The 16,760-nt window shown below is 68.4% G+C and carries 15 protein-coding genes; 8 read left to right on the top strand and 7 right to left on the bottom strand.

Translation table 11 applies throughout. The features are described 5' to 3' along the window. Positions 1 to 4 precede the first annotated feature (4 nt). From ACK8OR_RS15340 to ACK8OR_RS15330, 3 genes are all read left to right on the top strand, one after another. Positions 5 to 1,093, top strand: a complete 1,089-nt coding sequence (locus tag ACK8OR_RS15340) for a microcin C ABC transporter permease YejB (protein ID WP_410190275.1) — start codon at positions 5 to 7, stop codon at positions 1,091 to 1,093. Between the two features lie 4 nt (positions 1,094 to 1,097). Continuing rightward, positions 1,098 to 2,207 (top strand): ABC transporter permease, encoded by a 1,110-nt coding sequence (locus ACK8OR_RS15335; RefSeq protein WP_410190274.1) that lies wholly within the window; start codon positions 1,098 to 1,100, stop codon positions 2,205 to 2,207. Positions 2,208 to 2,298: 91 nt separating this feature from the next. Then, positions 2,299 to 3,909 carry an ABC transporter ATP-binding protein gene (locus tag ACK8OR_RS15330; protein WP_410190273.1) on the top strand — a complete coding sequence of 537 codons (1,611 nt, stop codon included), beginning with the start codon at positions 2,299 to 2,301 and terminating at the stop codon, positions 3,907 to 3,909. Positions 3,910 to 3,927: 18 nt separating this feature from the next. Here the strand turns inward: ACK8OR_RS15330 and ACK8OR_RS15325 are convergent, their stop codons facing one another. Continuing rightward, positions 3,928 to 5,208, bottom strand: coding sequence for a D-alanyl-D-alanine carboxypeptidase family protein (locus ACK8OR_RS15325; RefSeq protein WP_410190272.1), 1,281 nt, complete (start codon positions 5,206 to 5,208; stop codon positions 3,928 to 3,930). Between the two features lie 253 nt (positions 5,209 to 5,461). Between ACK8OR_RS15325 and hemF the strand changes: the two genes are divergently transcribed. After that, positions 5,462 to 6,370, top strand: a complete 909-nt coding sequence (hemF, locus tag ACK8OR_RS15320) for an oxygen-dependent coproporphyrinogen oxidase (RefSeq protein ID WP_410190271.1) — start codon at positions 5,462 to 5,464, stop codon at positions 6,368 to 6,370. A 1-nt stretch (position 6,371) separates the two neighbouring features. Here the strand turns inward: hemF and ACK8OR_RS15315 are convergent, their stop codons facing one another. Both ACK8OR_RS15315 and hemE read right to left on the bottom strand, forming a co-directional pair. After that, the gene (locus tag ACK8OR_RS15315) at positions 6,372 to 7,538 is read right to left on the bottom strand and encodes an NAD(P)/FAD-dependent oxidoreductase (protein WP_410190270.1); all 1,167 of its coding nucleotides are present in this window, start codon (positions 7,536 to 7,538) and stop codon (positions 6,372 to 6,374) included. A 152-nt stretch (positions 7,539 to 7,690) separates the two neighbouring features. Further along, entirely contained in the window at positions 7,691 to 8,734 is a 1,044-nt protein-coding gene (gene hemE, locus ACK8OR_RS15310) for a uroporphyrinogen decarboxylase (protein WP_410190269.1), read from the bottom strand. An 88-nt stretch (positions 8,735 to 8,822) separates the two neighbouring features. Between hemE and hemC the strand changes: the two genes are divergently transcribed. Further along, positions 8,823 to 9,764, top strand: coding sequence for a hydroxymethylbilane synthase (gene hemC / locus ACK8OR_RS15305; RefSeq protein WP_410190268.1), 942 nt, complete (start codon positions 8,823 to 8,825; stop codon positions 9,762 to 9,764). Positions 9,765 to 9,797: 33 nt separating this feature from the next. Then, positions 9,798 to 10,286 carry a GNAT family N-acetyltransferase gene (locus tag ACK8OR_RS15300; protein WP_410190267.1) on the top strand — a complete coding sequence of 163 codons (489 nt, stop codon included), beginning with the start codon at positions 9,798 to 9,800 and terminating at the stop codon, positions 10,284 to 10,286. Here the strand turns inward: ACK8OR_RS15300 and gndA are convergent. Together gndA and ACK8OR_RS15290 are read right to left on the bottom strand one after the other, a co-directional pair. Further along, complete coding sequence (gene gndA, locus ACK8OR_RS15295; protein ID WP_410190266.1) at positions 10,283 to 11,677, bottom strand: NADP-dependent phosphogluconate dehydrogenase; 1,395 nt, start codon at positions 11,675 to 11,677, stop codon at positions 10,283 to 10,285. The genes ACK8OR_RS15300 and gndA overlap by 4 nt on opposite strands. Positions 11,678 to 11,847: 170 nt before the next feature. Then, positions 11,848 to 12,405, bottom strand: a complete 558-nt coding sequence (locus tag ACK8OR_RS15290; RefSeq protein ID WP_410190265.1) for a heme oxygenase-like domain-containing protein — start codon at positions 12,403 to 12,405, stop codon at positions 11,848 to 11,850. 139 nt (positions 12,406 to 12,544) lie between these two features. Between ACK8OR_RS15290 and ACK8OR_RS15285 the strand changes: the two genes are divergently transcribed. Together ACK8OR_RS15285 and ACK8OR_RS15280 are read left to right on the top strand one after the other, a co-directional pair. Beyond that, complete coding sequence (locus tag ACK8OR_RS15285) at positions 12,545 to 13,396, top strand: SDR family oxidoreductase (protein ID WP_410190264.1); 852 nt, start codon at positions 12,545 to 12,547, stop codon at positions 13,394 to 13,396. A gap of 72 nt (positions 13,397 to 13,468) precedes the next feature. Next, complete coding sequence (locus ACK8OR_RS15280; RefSeq protein WP_410190263.1) at positions 13,469 to 15,010, top strand: alpha-amylase family glycosyl hydrolase; 1,542 nt, start codon at positions 13,469 to 13,471, stop codon at positions 15,008 to 15,010. Between the two features lie 64 nt (positions 15,011 to 15,074). Here ACK8OR_RS15280 and ACK8OR_RS15275 read toward each other — a convergent pair whose 3' ends face one another. Next, entirely contained in the window at positions 15,075 to 16,145 is a 1,071-nt protein-coding gene (locus ACK8OR_RS15275; RefSeq protein WP_410190262.1) for an SDR family oxidoreductase, read from the bottom strand. Positions 16,146 to 16,244: 99 nt separating this feature from the next. Continuing rightward, positions 16,245 to 16,685: a PA2169 family four-helix-bundle protein gene (locus ACK8OR_RS15270; protein ID WP_410190261.1), complete on the bottom strand. Its 441-nt coding sequence runs from the start codon at positions 16,683 to 16,685 to the stop codon at positions 16,245 to 16,247. Positions 16,686 to 16,760 lie beyond the last annotated feature (75 nt).

Below are 16,760 nucleotides of genomic sequence, written 5' to 3'. Positions count from 1 at the left end.
CCCGATGGGCGCCTACATCCTCCGACGCCTGCTGCTCATGATCCCGACGCTGCTCGGGATCATGATCATCAACTTCACGCTGGTGCAGTTCGTGCCCGGCGGCCCGGTCGAGCAGATCCTCGCCCAGCTCGAAGGCAGCGGCGACGTGTTCGGCAACATCTCGGGCGCCTCCACCGAATTGCAGGAGGGGCAGGGGCAGGGCAACAACTCGGGCTATGCCGGCGCCCAGGGCCTGCCGCAGGAGTTCATCGACGAGCTGGAGGCGCAGTTCGGCTTCGACAAGCCGCCGCTCGAGCGGTTCCTCAATATGATGTGGGACTACATGCGGTTCGATTTCGGCGAGAGTTACTTCCGCTCGATCTCGGTCGTGGACCTCGTGATCGAGAAAATGCCCGTGTCGATCACGCTGGGCCTCTGGTCGACGCTGATCGCCTATCTCATCTCGATCCCGCTGGGCATCCGCAAGGCGGTGCGCGACGGCTCGGGTTTCGATACCTGGACCTCGGGCGTCGTGATCGTGGCATATGCGATCCCCGGCTTCCTCTTCGCGATCCTGCTCCTGGTGGTCTTTGCGGGCGGCAGCTACCTGCAATGGTTCCCGCTGCGCGGCCTGACGTCGGACAATTTCGAGACACTCTCGCCGATCGGCAAGGCGCTCGATTACCTGCACCACATCGCGCTGCCAGTGCTGGCCTCGACCATCTCGGCCTTCGCGGGGCTGACGCTCCTGACGAAGAACTCGTTTCTCGACGAGATCCGCAAGCAATACGTCGTCACCGCCAAGGCCAAGGGCCTGCCGGAAAGCCGCGTCCTTTATGGCCATGTCTTCCGCAACGCGATGCTGATCGTGATCTCGGGCTTCCCGGCGCTCTTCGTCAGCGTGTTCTTCGGCGGCTCGCTCATCATCGAGACGATCTTCTCGCTCGACGGGCTGGGCCGGCTCGGGTTCGAGGCGGCGGTCAGCCGCGATTACCCGGTGATGTTCGGCACGCTCTTCACCTTCTCACTGATCGGGCTGGTAATGGGGCTGATCACGGACCTTACCTATATCTGGATCGATCCGCGCATCGACTTCGAGAGCCGGGAGGCCTGAGGCGATGGCCCTCTCCCCCCTCAACCAGCGGCGGCTGCGCAACTTTCGCAAGAACCGGCGCGCGGTCTGGTCGCTGGCGATCTTCGCGGTGCTGTTCGGACTGAGCCTGATCGCCGAGCTCATCGCCAACGACAAGCCGCTCCTCGTCTCGTATCGGGGCGAACTGCACGTGCCGGTCTTCGCCTTCTACCCCGAGACGGCGTTCGGCGGCGATTTCCAGACCGAGGCGGCCTATACCGATATCGAGGTCCAATGCCTGATCGTATCGGGCGGGCTTGAGGATTGCTTCGACGATCCCGAGGGGGTCATTGCGGATGTCGAGGCCTCGGGCACCGTCGCGGGCAACCCGGTCGAGGCGGGTTGGATCCTCTGGCCGCTGATCCCCTACAGCTACAACACGGTGAACGACATCGACGGCGCCGCGCCCTCGGCCCCCGACGGCCAGCACCTTCTCGGCACCGACGACACCGCGCGCGACGTGCTGGCGCGGGTGATCTACGGCTTCCGCCTGTCGGTGATGTTCGCGCTGATCGTGACGCTGCTCACATCCGTGATCGGCATCGCGGCCGGCGCGGTACAGGGCTTCTTCGGTGGCTGGACCGACCTCATCTTCCAGCGGATCATCGAGATCCTGGGTGGGGTGCCGAGCCTCTACATCATCATCATCGTGGCCGCGATCATACCGATGAACTTCTGGCTGCTGGTGGGGCTGTCGGTCCTGTTCGGCTGGACCGCGCTGGTCGGCGTGGTGCGGGCCGAGTTCCTGCGCGCGCGCAACTTCGAATACGTCCGCGCGGCGCGGGCGCTCGGCGTGGGCAACGGCACGATCATGTTCCGTCACGTCCTGCCCAACGCAATGGTCGCGACGCTGACCTTCCTGCCGTTCCTCGTGACGGGCTCGATCGCGGGCCTCGCGTCGCTCGATTTCCTCGGCTTCGGCCTGCCGTCCTCGGCGCCGTCGCTGGGCGAGCTGACCTTGCAGGCCAAGCAGAACCTTCAGGCGCCGTGGTTGGCCTTCACGGCCTTCTTCACCTTCGCGATCATGCTGTCGCTGCTGGTGTTCATATTCGAGGGTGTCCGCGACGCGTTCGACCCGCGAAAGACCTTCGCATGACCCGCTGCCCGTCCCGCCAAGCGCCAAGAATTTTCGCCGGAAAATTCTTTTCCCCCGTGGCTGCCTTGGGCGCGCGGTCGGAGGGCGGGGCATGACCGCGCTTCTGGACGTCCGCGACCTGCGGATCGCCTTCCGGCAGGACGGCGTGACGACCGAAGCCGTGCGCGGCGTGTCCTTCAAGGTCGAGAAGGGCGAGACCGTCGCGCTGGTCGGCGAGAGCGGGTCGGGCAAGTCGATCACGGCGCTCTCGACGGTCTCGCTCTTGCCCGACAGCGCGCAGGTTTCGGGGTCGGTGACTTACGATGGGGCGCAGATGATCGGGGCCGACGAGGCCGAGCTGCGGCGGGTGCGCGGCAACGATGTCAGCTTCATCTTCCAGGAGCCGATGACCTCGCTCAACCCGCTGCACACGATCGAAAAGCAGCTGGCCGAGTCGATCCGCCTGCACCAGGGGCTGGAGGGCGATGCGGTGCGCGCGAAGATCCTCGATCTTCTCGACAAGGTGGGCATTCAGGACGCGGAGAGCCGCTTGTCGTCCTATCCGCACCAGCTGTCCGGCGGGCAGCGGCAGCGGGTGATGATCGCCATGGCTCTGGCCAACGGGCCGGAGCTTCTGGTCGCGGACGAGCCGACGACGGCGCTGGACGTGACGATCCAAGCGCAGATCCTCGAACTCCTCGCCGATCTCAAGCGCGAGGAGGGCATGTCGATGCTCTTCATCACCCATGACCTCGGGATCGTGCGTCGCTTCGCCGACCGTGTCTGTGTGATGGAGAAGGGAGTCATCGTCGAGACTGGCCCCGTGGCCGAAATCTTCGACCGCCCGCAGCATCCCTATACCCGCAAGCTTCTTGCCGCCGAGCCGACCGGGCGACCCGACCCGGTGCCCGCGGGCGCGGCCGAGATCGTGACGACCGAGCATCTGAAGGTCTGGTTCCCGATCCAGAAGGGCCTCCTGAAGCGGACGGCGGGCTACGTGAAAGCGGTTAACGACGCGACGCTGAGCGTGCGCGCGGGTGAGACCGTGGGCATCGTCGGCGAGAGCGGGTCCGGCAAGACGACGCTGGCGCTGGCGATCATGCGGTTGATCTCGTCGGAAGGTGCGATCACGTTGGAGGGCCGCCGCATCGATGGGCTGAAGTCGAAGGCCCTGCGCCCGCTGCGCCAGGCGATGCAGATCGTGTTCCAGGATCCTTACGGCTCGCTCAGCCCGCGCATGACGGTTGCCGAGATCGTGGCCGAGGGTCTCAAGCTGCACGACACGGGCGACACGCGGCCCCACCGCGAGCAGGTGGCCGAGATCCTGACCGAAACGGGCATCGACCCCGCCGCGATGGACCGCTACCCGCACGAGTTCTCGGGCGGTCAGCGCCAGCGGATCGCGATCGCGCGCGCCATGATCCTGCGCCCGAAGCTCGTGGTGCTGGACGAGCCGACCAGCGCGCTCGACCAGACGGTGCAGGTGCAGGTGGTGGAGCTGCTGCGCGACCTGCAGGCGAAATACGGGCTCGCGTACCTGTTTATCAGCCACGACCTCAAGGTCGTCCGCGCGCTGAGCCACAAGGTGATGGTGATGAAGCGCGGCGACGTGGTCGAGGCGGGCGATGCGACGCAGGTCTTCGACGCGCCCGCCGATCCCTACACGCGCGCGCTGATGGCGGCGGCGTTCGATCTGAAGGCGGCGGAGGCGATCCCGGCCTGATGGGCTTCTGACGAGGTGCTAGCTGCCCTGGACCACGTCGCAATCGACTTCGCGGGCGCGCAGCCGGGTACATGCGCGCTCGGCTTCGCGCTCCGACAAGCCGACGAAGCTGGGGTCGTAGCCGCCACTCGCCTGGTTCACCTGCCGCAGCGCATCGTCGAGCGTGTCGAGCTCCTGCAAGGCTGTCCGCAGCAGAAGCTTGTCGGCCGCCGAGCGCGACGGCTGGCGGCTGAGCGAGATCGCGAAGACGCGCCCGCCGGATGTCGAAGCGCGGGTGACGACCTCGCGCGGGGCGGGGGGCGCGGCCTGTGCCTCGATCGCGGCGGGGCGCGGCGCGGGCGTCACCGTCGAAGGAAGCGTCGCCGAGGCGAAGAGCTGCACACCGAGCGTGCCGCGCATGATCGGGCGGACCGACACAGCCGGCGCCGACGGGCCGGGCCGTGATGCGCCGTTATAGACGGGCAGGGCGGGGCGCCGTTCCGTCACGTGCCGGGGGGCGCGGTCGAAGCCCATGTCCAGAAGCTCGGCGATACGCGCGTTGCGTGCCGCCGTCGAGCGGCCGCCGAAGACCGTCGCGATGATCCGCACGCCGCCCCGCTCGGCCGAGGAGACGAGGTTGAAGCCCGCCGCGCGGGTGTAGCCGGTCTTGATGCCGTCCGCGCCGCGATAGGCCGCCAGGAGCTTGCGGTTGGTGTTGCGCACCTGGGTGATGCCCGCATCGGTCGAGACCCGCGAGAAGAGGTTGTAATACTGCGGATAATCATAGAACAGCCGCCGCCCCATCGTGGTCATGTCGCGGGCGGTACTGAGATGGCCCGACTGCGTCAGGCCGTGCGCGTTGTGGAAGGTCGTCGATCCCATCCCGAGGGCGCGGGCCGTTCGGGTCATGCGTTCGGCGAAGGCCGACTCCGAGCCGCTGATCGCCTCGCCGATGGCGGTCGCGGCATCGTTGGCGGATTTCACTGCGGCGGCGCGGATCAGGTAGCGGAAGGCGATCTTCTGGCCCGCGCGCAGGCCGAGCTTCGAGGGTTGTTCATTGGCGGCGTTGCGCGAGATGCGAACCTCGGTGTCCAGCGTGATCTCGCCCAGCCGCACGGCCTCGAACGCGACGTAGAGCGTCATCATCTTCGTCAGCGAGGCGGGATGCAGGCGCGCGTCGGCATTGCGCGACCGGAGAACCTCGCCGGTGCGCGCGTCGATCACCATCTCCGCATAGGGCGCGGCCTGCGCCGGAAGGGCCAGGAGAAGGGCGACGATAAGCGGCATCAGGCCCGCAAGGGCCCGGTTTATCCTGATCATGGTGCGACTGCTCTGTCTGCCGTACGGGCCGACTTTGCGCCGGTCCCAATTGCCATGAGGGTAACCGCAGGCGGGTCCGGGAATCCAGCCTCGAACGGCCTTGCCCCGAAATTACCCCGATCTGTTGCGGGATCCCCAGATGTGGGGGCTGGGCGGCGTTCGGCCTACCAATCCCGGCGTGGAATGTGGCAGGATCGTGGCACCGGATGCCGCTCCTGTGGCCCGGGCGACGCTACGCACGAATGGACCGACCATGACCGAGACCTCGACCCCCCGCGCCGCCGCGGCCCCCGACCATGCCAGGCGCGAGGCCGCGGCCTGGTTTCGCACGCTGCGCGACCGAATCGTCGCGGCCTTCGAAGCGCTCGAGGACGTGGCCAGCCCCCATGCCGACCTGCCCGCAGGCCGGTTCGAGGTGACGCCCACGACCCGCAGCGCCGAGGACGGCTCGGACGCGGGCGGCGGAATCATGTCGGTGATGCGGGGCGGTCGGCATTTCGAGAAAGTCGGCGTTAACTGGTCCGAGGTGCACGGGACGCTCGCCCCGCGCGCGCAGAAGGCGATGGCGGCGCGCGGCGTGCCGGGCATGGCCGAGGATCCCCGCTTCTGGGCCAGCGGCATCAGCCTCGTGGCGCATATGCGCAACCCGCACGTGCCCGCCGTCCACATGAATACGCGGATGTTCTGGACGCCGCATGCGTGGTGGTTCGGCGGCGGGTCCGACCTGAACCCCGCGATCGAGTATTCCGAGGACACGGCGCATTTCCACGCCGAGATGCGGGCCGCCTGCGACGCCCACGAGGCGGGGCGCTACGAGCGCCTGAAGGCATGGGCCGACGAGTATTTCTACGTACCCCACCGGGGCCGGGCGCGAGGCGTGGGCGGGATCTTCTACGACGATCTGAACACCGGCGACTGGGACGCGGATTTCGCCTTCACCCGGTCGGTGGGCGAGCACTTCCTGCCCGCTTTCGAGCCCTTGGTGACCATGCGCCGAGACCAGCCCTGGACCGAGGCCGACAAGGACGCGCAGCTGGTGCATCGCGGGCTTTATGCCGAGTACAACCTCGTCTATGACCGCGGCACCAAGTTCGGGCTCGAGACGGGACACGATGCGAACGCGGTGCTGATGAGCCTACCACCGCTGGCCAAATGGATCTGACCTAGGCCCAGACTGCCCTGAAGTCGCAGGCGTAGCCCTCGCCGTCCAGCCGCCCCCCGGTGGCGGCGATCGCGCTCAGCCGCCCCCATTCGTCGCCGCATTTGGCCGAGGCGCCGTTGCCGCCGCAGAGCACGGTCACCCGGTCCGAGAGCCGTTCGATGTAGGGATAGCCTGTCGCGCTCCAGACCACGGCGCAGGGGCCGGGGGTACTGCGCTCGATCGCCAGACCCGGCAGCACGGCGCGCATTTCCGTCATCAGGCGGTCGGCGACGGCGGCATCCCCGCCCGAGCGGAACCATGCGGTCATGTCCGCCGCGCTCTCGATCCGGGGGCTGTCCACCTGCCCGCCGATCTTGAGATAGAGCCGCCCGTCCGGGTAGCGCACGGGCGGCAACATGTAGAGGTCGTAATCCCAGCCCTCGGGCACCCAGATGACCGACGGCATGTCGGCAAGGCGCGCGCCTTCGGCCTCTGAAAGTTCGGCGAATGCGATGGTGCGGGCCCAGACCTTGAGTGCGGGCCGCGCGGGCAACAGCCCGTCCGATGCGGTATGCGGGCCGGTGGCGACGATCACATGATCCGCGCCGATCCGCGTGCCGTTGGCCAGCGTGACGGTGCTGTCCTCCCGTGCCGTGGCGTGGAGCGGAAGGATGGTCGCCCCGCCTTCTGCGGCGAGGGCCTGGCTCGCCTGCCGCATGGCGCGGGGATCCATCCAGCCGCCGCCGGTCGCCTCGTGGCTCACGACCGAGCCTGCGGGCAGCGCGAGGCCCAGACGCGACCGCGCGTCGTCCGTGTCGATCAGGGTCGCGCCCGTCACGCGCGTCGCCACGTCCCGGAAGCCGCGCGTCCAGTCGGCGAGTGGCCCCTCCACCGGCCCGGCCATGAGGGCCCCGGTCTCGTGGAAGATGCGAAGGTCGGACCGCGCCTCGAGATCGGCGTAGCGCGCGATGGACCGCGCCGAGGCCAGCGCCCAGTCGGCGTCTGCCGCGACATGGCGGGTGATGCGGGCGGCGTCGAAATGGCTCCCGAGGGGACCGGTCCAGCTTTGGACGTCGGCCGGTTCGGGCGCGGCGATCAGGGCGACGGAATGTCCCGCCTCGGCCAGGTAGCGGGCGCAGGGCGCGCCCATCATGCCGCCACCGATGACGATGAAGTCGTAGATGTCCATGGCGCCTCAACCGATCGCTTGCCCGCGCGCCAGCCTGCCACGGCCGGGCGGGCCGGTCATCCCGTCCTCTGGCCGGAAATACCTTCGGGGGTCGGCAGGGGGCAGACGGCCCCCTGACCGGGGAGCGCGAGGGGCTGGCCCCTCGCCCCCGTTCAGCTTGCGGGGACGGAGGCCGTTTCGCGCAGGGTCTCGATCATCAGCGCGACGTTGTCGGGATCCGCGTCGGGCGTGATGCCGTGCCCGAGGTTGAAGACATGCGGCCCGCCCGAGAGCGCGTCGCGGATGCGCCGCACCTCGGAGACGAGCGCGTCGCCCCCCGTGACCATGTGCGACGACTCGAGGTTGCCCTGAACGCAACCATCGGGCTGGACATGCTCGGCGACCCAGGCGGCATCGACACTGTCGTCCACGGCAACGCAATCGGCCCCGGTCGCGGCGTGAAAGCCGATATAGCCGTCGCCCGCCTCGCGCGGGAAGGCGATGACCGGCAGGCCCGGATGGCGGGCCTTCAGCTCGGATATGATGCGCTTGGCGGGCGCGACCGCGTATTTCGCGAAATCGTCGCCTTTCAGCGACCCGGCCCAACTGTCGAAAAGCTTCACCACCTCGGCCCCGGCCTGCACCTGCTGGTCGAGATATTCGATCGTGGCCTCGGTGATGCGGTCGAGAAGCGCCTCGAAGGTGGCGCGGTCGCCGTCCTTCAGGGCATGCGCCGGAGCCTGGTCTGGCGTGCCGCGCCCGGCGATCATGTAGGTCGCGACGGTCCAGGGCGCGCCCGCGAAACCGATCAGCGCCACCTCGGACGGCAGCGCCGAGGCGAGGTTGCGCACGGTCTGGTAGACGGGGGCGAGCGTGTCGTGGATGTCGTCGCGCCCCTTCAGCGCGGTCACGCCTCCGGGGCCGGTGATGGTCGAGAGGCGCGGGCCCTCGCCGGTGACGAACCAGAGGTCGGCCCCCAGCGCTTGCGGCACGAGCAGGATGTCGGCGAAGAGGATCGCGGCGTCGAACCCGAAGCGGCGGATCGGCTGCAGAGTCACCTCGGTTGCAAGGTCAGGATTGTAGCAGAGCGACAGGAAATCCCCGGCCTCCGCCCGCGTCGCCTTGTATTCCGGAAGGTAGCGGCCCGCCTGTCGCATCATCCAGATCGGCGGCACGGGCAGGGTCTCTCCGGCGAGGGAGCGCAGCAGGGTTTTCATGGGGGCAGGGCCTTCGGTCGGTGCGTCTTGTCAACTGTCCCATGCGGCGCGTAGGTGTCAACCGCACTAGACAGACCGGACGCCGCCGATGACGACCTTCTCCCCCGATCGCCCGCTGAAGATCGGCACGCGCGGCTCGCCGCTGGCGCTGGCTCAGGCGTATGAGACCCGCGCCCGGCTGATGGCCGCGATGGACCTGCCCGAGGCGGCGTTCGAGATCGCGATCATCAAGGTGACCGGCGACGCGGTGCAGGACCGCCCCCTGAAGGAGATCGGGGGCAAGGGGCTGTTCACGCGCGAGATCGAGGAGGCGCTGCTCGACGGCGGGATCGATATCGCGGTGCATTCGATGAAGGACATGCCGACGCTGCAGCCCGAGGGGTTGCTGCTCGATGTCTATCTGCCGCGCGAGGATGTGCGGGACGCCTTCGTGACGCTGGATGGCGGCTCCATCGCGGACCTGCCGGACGGCGCGCGGGTCGGCACGTCGAGCCTGCGTCGCCGCGCGCAGCTGACCCTGCGGCGGCCGACGCTGGAGGTGGTCGAGTTTCGCGGCAACGTGCAGACCCGGATGGGCAAGCTGCGCGACGGCGTGGCGGACGCGACCTTCCTTGCGATGGCCGGCCTGAACCGGCTGGGAATGGAGGATGTGCCGCGCCGCGCGATGGACCCGGGCGACATGCTGCCCGCCATCGCGCAGGGCGCCATCGGGATCGAACGGCGCGCCGACGACCACGTAGTGGGCGACGTGCTGGCCGCGATCCACGACGGCGATACGGGCCTCCGTGTCGAGGCGGAGCGCGCATTCCTGCGTGAGCTCGACGGCTCCTGCGAAACTCCCATCGCGGGGCTGGCGGTGCTCGATGGCGGCAGGTTGCGCCTGCGCGGCGAGGTCTTGCGGCCCGATGGCTCCGAGGCGCTGGAGGAGGCGGGCGATTGCGCCCCCGAGGACGGGCCGGCGCTGGGGATCGAGCTGGCGCGCCGCCTGCTGGACCGCGCACCGGACGGGTTCTTCGACTGGCGCGGGTGAGCGCACGGGTCCTCCTCGTGCTATGCTGACCGGATGATCCAGGCTCCGGTCTACACGTTCCGCCCTGCGACGATGGACGATATCGATCTGCTGGCGGGCTGGCGGGCGGCGCCGCATGTTCGGGAGTGGTGGGGCGCGGACGATCCCTATGGCGCGGCGCAGCTGGCCGATCCGCGCGTGGCGCGCTGGATCGTCTCGGTTGGAACGCACCCCTTCGCCTACATGCAGGACTATGCGGTGCACGGCTGGGACGACCACCATTTCGCGCATCTGCCCGAGGGGTCGCGGGGCATCGACCAGTATATCGGGGATCCGGCCCTGCTCGGGGTCGGGCACGGGAAGCGGTTCATCGCGGCGCGGGTGCGGACGCTGTTCGTGGGCGGGGCGCCGGTCGTGGCGACCGATCCGCACCCGGAGAACGCGCGGGCGATCGCCGTCTATCGAAAGGTCGGGTTCGCCGTGTCGGGTCCGCCCGAAGAGACCGCGTGGGGACCCATCCTGCCGATGCTGGCGCGGCGCTAGCCCGCCCAGGGCCCGTGCTGATCGGTCTCGCCGTTGATATGGACGAAGCCGTGCAGGCCGAAGAAGTCGCGCTGCGCCTGGATCATGTTGGCGGTGCCGCGCGCGGTGCGCATGTTGTCGAAATAGGCTAGCCCAGAGGAGAGCGCGGGCGTCGGGTGTCCGTTCAGCGTCGCCTCGGCCACGACCCGCCGCAGGGCGTCGTGATTGTCCTTCAGGATCGCCGAGAAGGTTTCGGTGCGCATCAGGTTGGTGCCCGGCTGCGCGTCGAGGGCGGCGGCCATGTCGTCGAGCATCGTCGAGCGGATGATGCAGCCCTGGCGCCAGATCTGGGCGATCCGGCTCATGGGGAGATCCCAGCCGAAATCGCGTGTCGCGGCCGACAGCATCTCGAACCCCTGCGCGTAGCAGAGCACCTTGCCCGCGATCAGCGCGCGCTCCAGCGTGGCATGGTCGAGCGTGTAGAAGGCTTGCGGCGCGGGGCCGAACACGTCCTCGGTCGCGGCCCGCTCGTCCCGCCGGGCCGAGAGGTTGCGGGCGACGACGGCGGCCTCGATGGCGGGCACGGGAGCGAGGCGGTGCTGGCTCTCGATCGCGGTCCAGCGGCCGGTGCCCTTCTGGCCCGCTGCATCGACGATGACCGAGAGGAGCGGCTCGCCCGTGGCCACGTCGCGGGCGTGTGCCACCTTGCCCGAGATCTCGATCAGGTAGCTTTCAAGCGGGCCGCGGTTCCATGCGTCGAACACGTCGCCGATGGCATCCGGACCCATGCCGTGCCCGTCGCGCAGGATGCCGTAGACCTCGGCGATCATCTGCATGTCCGCGTATTCGATGCCGTTATGTACCATCTTCACGAAATGGCCCGCGCCGCCCGGACCCATCAGCGCGGCGCAGGGGTCGCCCTGATGCTTGGCGGCGATGGCGAGCATGATGTCCTCGACCCGGGCCCAATGCGCCGGGTCGCCCCCGCCCATGATCGACGGGCCGTGCCGCGCGCCCTCTTCGCCGCCGGACACGCCGACGCCGAGGAAGGGTCCGCGATCGTCGGCGACGCGGCGGTCGGTGTCGTGGAAATTGGCGTTGCCGCAGTCGATGATCAGATCGCCATCGTCCAGAAGCGGGCGCAGGGCATCGATCTGATCGTCGACCGCCGCACCCGCGGGCACCATGAGGATGATGGCGCGCGGAGTGGCGAGGGCTGCGACCAGCTCCTCGAGCGTCTCGGTCGGAGTGATGCGGGGAGCTAGGTCGCCGGCACCGGCGGCGAAGTCATGCGTGACCTGCGTCGTGCGGTTGAAGACGGCGATGTCGAAGCCCTTCTCGGCGATGTTCGAGGCCAGCGCGGCCCCCATGGTGCCGAGGCCGATCAGCCCGATCCGTGATGTGTCTGACATGCCGTGCCTCCCGCGCCGTACCGGGCCGACCTAGCCTGCCGCCGGTCCGGTGGAAAGGGAGGGCGCGCCGAACCGCGCCCCGCGCGCAAGGGTTGGAAACGGTTTCCAGAGAATCTGGGCCCTCCGACATGCGCTTACGTCGTGGAGAGGACGGCCCCGTCCACGTCTCGTCACGCGTCGGATCGAACCTTTCGGTGATGCTCATGGGCTGTGGTCTCGAAGATGGCGAACCAGTCATTCGCGGCGCGCAGGATCCGGTCGGGGTCCGGGCCGCGGGCGGGCATGTCCTCGGCCTCGGTCGAGAAGAGCCGCCACTCGCCGCGATCGGGATCCTGGCCGAGATAGGCATCCGCCGCGCGCACCGCCGGGTCGGTGGCGTCGCGCCAGTGCCGGGTCAGCATCCGTGTCCCGAGCCGGGAGGCGAGCCAGACATAGCGGCGCGCGACGGGATCGTCGGCGGCCGGACCGGCAGGCGGCGCGGCGGGCGCGTCATGGCCCAGCGCGCCGAGATCGGCGTCGAGTGCCGCGAGGGCGGCGTCGAGTGCGGGTGCCAGCTGGCCGGATCCTTCGGCCTTGCGCAGGCTGGTGACGGCATCGCGATGCGCGGCGAGGAACCCCCGGACGCCATCGGGATCGGTGAGGTCGAATCGGGCGAAAGCACGGTCGGACGCGTCATGGGCCCGCCGCGTCTCGGCCCGAAACCGTTCCCGCAGATTGATAATGACCATTCGTGCGATCCGCCTTTTCAGTTACTGAAACGCGGAAAATTCCGACGTTTCAAGGTGTTCGCGCGCGCTCCGGCCTTCGTCAGGGAACCGTCCGACCCGCGCCGGGGTTTCTGCACGACTCATTTGAAAGGAACTCACCATGAACGCGCCAGCCATTCCGCCGCAATCCCAGGATGCCATGCCCGCCGACGAGTGGAAGATGGATCCTGCCCCCGACTATACGCCACGCCATCCCGGTGCAGGCAAGCTCGACGGCAAGGTTGCGCTCATTTGCGGCGGCGACAGCGGGATCGGGCGCGCGGTGGCAGTGCTCTATGCGCGCGAGGGCGCGAAGCTCGCCATCGCCTATCTCGAAGAGGATCGTGACGCCGAGGAGACCAGGCGTCTGGTCGAGGCCGAAGGCGGTCAGTGCCTGCTGATCCCCGGCGATCTCGGCCAGAAGGCCCATGCCACCGAGGCCGTGGAGAAGACCGTCGCCGAATACGGCCAGCTCGACGTGCTGGTGAACAACGGCGCGCAGCAATGGCTGGACGAGGACTTCGCCGATCTCGACGAGGAGAAGATCCGTCGCATGATCGACTCGAACATCATGGCCTACATGTTCACCACGCAGGCCGCGCTGGCGCACCTGAAGGAGGGCGCCGCGATCATCAACACGTCGTCGGTCAACGCCTTCGCCGGGATGGGATCGCTGATCACCTATTCGATGACGCGGGGCGCGTCGCTGGCCTTCACTCGGTCGATGGCCGGGAACCTCGCCGACAAGGGGATCCGGGTGAACTCGGTGGCACCTGGCCCGATCTGGACGCCGTTCATCCCCGGCACCATGCCCGCGGATCAGGTCGAGGGCTTCGGGTCAGAGACGCCGATGGGCCGCGCGGGGCAGCCGTGGGAGGTGGCGACCGCGTTCCTGTTCCTCGCGTCCGACGACAGCAGTTACTACACCGGCCAATGCCTGCATCCCAATGGCGGCATGGTGGTCGGCGCCTGATCGGGCATTAGATCGACGTATCGAAGCGGGGCGCCTTGCGGGGCGCCCTTTTTGCCATGCGGGAGCCGATCCATGACCCAGTCCGACCTCCCCTGGCCCGACGCGCCCGTCATATACCAGGTCTATCCACGCTCGTTCCGCGACACGCGGGGCACGGGCATCGGCACGATCGACGGGATCGTCCAGAAGCTCGACCACATCGCCTCGCTGAACGTCGACGCGCTCTGGCTGTCGCCCTTCTATCCCTCGCCGCTCTCGGACGGGGGCTATGACGTCGCCGATCACTGCGACGTCCATCCCGCGATGGGGACGCTCGACGATTTCGACAAGTTGATCGAACGGGCGCACGGGCTGGGCCTTCGGGTCGTGATCGACCAGGTTTTCAATCACACGTCCATCGAATGCCCGTGGTTCCAGCGCGCCGTGATGGGCGACCCCGACTACGAGGATTACTACGTCTGGTCGGACCCCAAGCCCGATGGCACCCAGCCGAACAACTGGCTGTCGCAATTCGGGCCGCCCGCTTGGACGTGGAACCACAAGCGGCGGCAGTACTACTTCCACAATTTCACCGCCGATCAGCCCAGTCTCAACCTCCGCTGCGAGGGCGTGCAGGACCAGATGAAGCGCATCATGCAGTTCTGGCGCGACCGGGGCGTGGACGGGTTCCGCATCGACGCGATCACGTCCTTCCTGTTCGACCCGTCCCTGGCCGACAACCCGCCCGCGAGCGCGGAGGTGCAGGACAAGGTCTCGGGCGAGAACTTCGTGCCCTATACCTATCAGGACCATGCCAATGACATCCTGCCCGGTGACGGGATCGAGTTCGTCAACGTGGTGCGCGGCTGGGCCGGGGACGAAGTCTACCTTCTGGGCGAGGTGACGTCCGGCAACCAGTCGGTGGAACTCGCCGCGCAGCTGGCCGAGGACGGACGGCTCGACGCGGCCTACACGACCGATTTTCCCGAGAACAAGGGCACGGCCGAAGCCTATGCGGACGTGCTGGAGCGGGCGGGCGATCCGGGGCGGATCGGCTGGTGGCTGTCCTCGCATGACCAGCCGCGCCATGCGGGCAACTCCGGCGACGGGTCCGACCGGGACGTGCGGTTCCTTGCGACGGTGCTCGCGACTGCGCCGGGCCCGACGATCCTCTACCAGGGCGAGGAGCTGGGTCTCGTCCAGCCGGACCTGCCCAAGGCCGCGGTGACCGACCCGCTCGATCTTCTCTACTGGCCCGACGGGCCGGGCCGCGAGGGCGCGCGCGTGCCGATCCCCTGGGCCGAGGGCGACGACCGGGGCTTCTCGACCGGCCGTCCGTGGCTGCCGATGGACTGGCCTTCGGGCGTCTCGGTCGCGGTGCAGGATATCGGGGCGGATACGAATCTCGCGTATTACCGCCGGGTCTTCGCGTTTCGGCGCGACAAGATGGGCGAGCGGCGGCTGGAAGACTGGTCGCGCGACGGCGAGGTGATCCGGCTGAGCTATCCCGGCGCGCGGGTCGTGCTGAACTTCGGAACCGATCCCGTCGATGTCGAGGGGAAGCCGGACCTGACATCCGCCCCGTTGGACGACGAAAGCCTGCCGGGCCGGACGGCGGCGATCTGGCTGACCTGACCGGTCCTCCGGCCAAAAAGGGGGGCCGCTTGGCCCCCCTCGTACCTTCGATATCCGGCGCCCGTCAGTGACGGTATTCCACCGGCCGCGCGTAATAGGGCGCGTCCACACCCCACGGCGTGTCGTCGCGGTCGTCCCGGATCCTCTCGCGGGCCGCAGAGGCGGGCTTGGTCGCGCGACCGAGCATCGTGCCGATCGCCAGAAGTGCAGCCGCGCCGCCGAAGACCAGCGCCTTCCGCGTGCGGTCGCCATCGACGATGATGCCCGTCGTTTCGGCGCGGTGATCGTAGGAGCCGTGGGCCTTGGACGGATATTCCGCAAGCGGCCCGTCGAGATTGTCGTCACGCCCGAAATCGATCTGTTCCGACTGCTGCGCCTCGACGCCCGCATCCTCGAGCTGGTTCTCCACGAGGTTCGGGAAGAGCATGTTGCCGAACATCAGCTGCAGCACCGAGCGCCCGACGATGACCTCGCGGGAACCCTCGTCGATGGCCTTGAGGATCGCGCGGGCGGCGACCTCGGGCTGGAAGATTGGCGGCGCGGGCTGGGGCTTCCGGGCAAGCCGGTTGCGGGCCCAGTCGAATTGCGGCGTGTTGATCGCGGGCAGCTGCACCATCCCGAGCGTCAGGTCGGGTCGCGTGCGCGCCAATTCGATCCGAAGCGCCTGCGTGAAGCCCTCCATCGCGTGCTTCGCGCCGCAATAGGCGGTCTGCATCGGCACCGACGTATAGGCGAGGCCCGAGCCGACATTGACGATATTGCCCCCGTCCATTACCCGCATCGCCGCCCGGCAGCCGTTGACGGTGCCCAGATAGGTCGTGTCGGTGATCTTGCGGAACTCGGCCTCGTCCACCTCGGTAAAGGGCGAGAAGCTGGTCAGCATGGCGCTATTGATCCAGACATCCGGTGCGCCCCAATGGGCGACGATGGCGTCGGCGGCGGCCTCGACCTGCGCGGCCTCGCTGACATCCGCGGCGTGGGTGAAGACCCGGTCGCCATGGGTGGCTTCGATTTCGTCCAGGCGGGCCTGCCCGCGCGCGAGGACCGCGACGCGGTAGCCCCGGTCCAGCAGGGCATCCACGGTGGCGCGGCCCACGCCAGCGCTTCCTCCAGCGACGACGGCAATGCGGCTCATATTCATCTCCTTCACGAATTCTCTTGTCGAAGACACAACGAATGCGGGGCGCCCCCGGTTGCGGAGACGCCCCGATAATCTGGTCCGTCGGGCGTGGCGTTACGCCGCGAGGTCGCGGCGGGTCTCGAGCTGGGCGATGGCCTGCTCGAGCGAGGCATGCTGCTCCTTGAGGAACATGTATTCCGGGTCCGTGCCGCCCGACGCGGTCAGCGCCTCGTCATAGGCGTCGAGCAGGACATTCTCGCCGCGCACGACCTCGGCCAGCGTGGCCGCGTCGTCGGCGGCGGTGACGGCATCTTTCAGCCCGACGAATGTGCGATGGGCGGCACCCAGAAGCGAGCCGTCGGCATCGACGCTGTGACCCTCGCGGGTCAGGTAGGCACGGATTTCGGAGGCGTTGCGGTCGCGGCGGGCGAGGAAGCCCTCGAAGATCTCGCGGATATGCGGGCTTTCGACATGGTCGAGACTCTCGCGGTAGCCTTCGCGGGAATCGATCAGGCGGGTCATCAGCGTCTTCAGCGCGTCGATACGGTCGGTCATTCTGGGCAAGTCCTTATGTTTGCAGGTACTCCCCGCCCCAACGCGCGGCGGCGGGGGAAATGTTCCACGCGGATC

It is taken from the genome of Jannaschia halovivens, from assembly GCF_046452375.1.
Taxonomy (GTDB): domain Bacteria; phylum Pseudomonadota; class Alphaproteobacteria; order Rhodobacterales; family Rhodobacteraceae; genus Jannaschia; species Jannaschia halovivens.
This window is presented reverse-complemented; position numbering and strand designations above follow the sequence as displayed.

What these genes read in the sequence shown, in the direction of transcription:
- ACK8OR_RS15340 (WP_410190275.1), top strand. Translation starts at nt 5, where the DNA reads ATGGGCGCCTACATCCTCCGACGCCTGCTGCTCATGATCCCGACGCTG.
- ACK8OR_RS15335 (WP_410190274.1), top strand. Translation starts at nt 1,098, where the DNA reads ATGGCCCTCTCCCCCCTCAACCAGCGGCGGCTGCGCAACTTTCGCAAG.
- ACK8OR_RS15330 (WP_410190273.1), top strand. Translation starts at nt 2,299, where the DNA reads ATGACCGCGCTTCTGGACGTCCGCGACCTGCGGATCGCCTTCCGGCAG.
- ACK8OR_RS15325 (WP_410190272.1), bottom strand. Translation starts at nt 5,208, where the DNA reads ATGATCAGGATAAACCGGGCCCTTGCGGGCCTGATGCCGCTTATCGTC.
- hemF (WP_410190271.1), top strand. Translation starts at nt 5,462, where the DNA reads ATGACCGAGACCTCGACCCCCCGCGCCGCCGCGGCCCCCGACCATGCC.
- ACK8OR_RS15315 (WP_410190270.1), bottom strand. Translation starts at nt 7,538, where the DNA reads ATGGACATCTACGACTTCATCGTCATCGGTGGCGGCATGATGGGCGCG.
- hemE (WP_410190269.1), bottom strand. Translation starts at nt 8,734, where the DNA reads ATGAAAACCCTGCTGCGCTCCCTCGCCGGAGAGACCCTGCCCGTGCCG.
- hemC (WP_410190268.1), top strand. Translation starts at nt 8,823, where the DNA reads ATGACGACCTTCTCCCCCGATCGCCCGCTGAAGATCGGCACGCGCGGC.
- ACK8OR_RS15300 (WP_410190267.1), top strand. Translation starts at nt 9,798, where the DNA reads ATGATCCAGGCTCCGGTCTACACGTTCCGCCCTGCGACGATGGACGAT.
- gndA (WP_410190266.1), bottom strand. Translation starts at nt 11,677, where the DNA reads ATGTCAGACACATCACGGATCGGGCTGATCGGCCTCGGCACCATGGGG.
- ACK8OR_RS15290 (WP_410190265.1), bottom strand. Translation starts at nt 12,405, where the DNA reads ATGGTCATTATCAATCTGCGGGAACGGTTTCGGGCCGAGACGCGGCGG.
- ACK8OR_RS15285 (WP_410190264.1), top strand. Translation starts at nt 12,545, where the DNA reads ATGAACGCGCCAGCCATTCCGCCGCAATCCCAGGATGCCATGCCCGCC.
- ACK8OR_RS15280 (WP_410190263.1), top strand. Translation starts at nt 13,469, where the DNA reads ATGACCCAGTCCGACCTCCCCTGGCCCGACGCGCCCGTCATATACCAG.
- ACK8OR_RS15275 (WP_410190262.1), bottom strand. Translation starts at nt 16,145, where the DNA reads ATGAGCCGCATTGCCGTCGTCGCTGGAGGAAGCGCTGGCGTGGGCCGC.
- ACK8OR_RS15270 (WP_410190261.1), bottom strand. Translation starts at nt 16,685, where the DNA reads ATGACCGACCGTATCGACGCGCTGAAGACGCTGATGACCCGCCTGATC.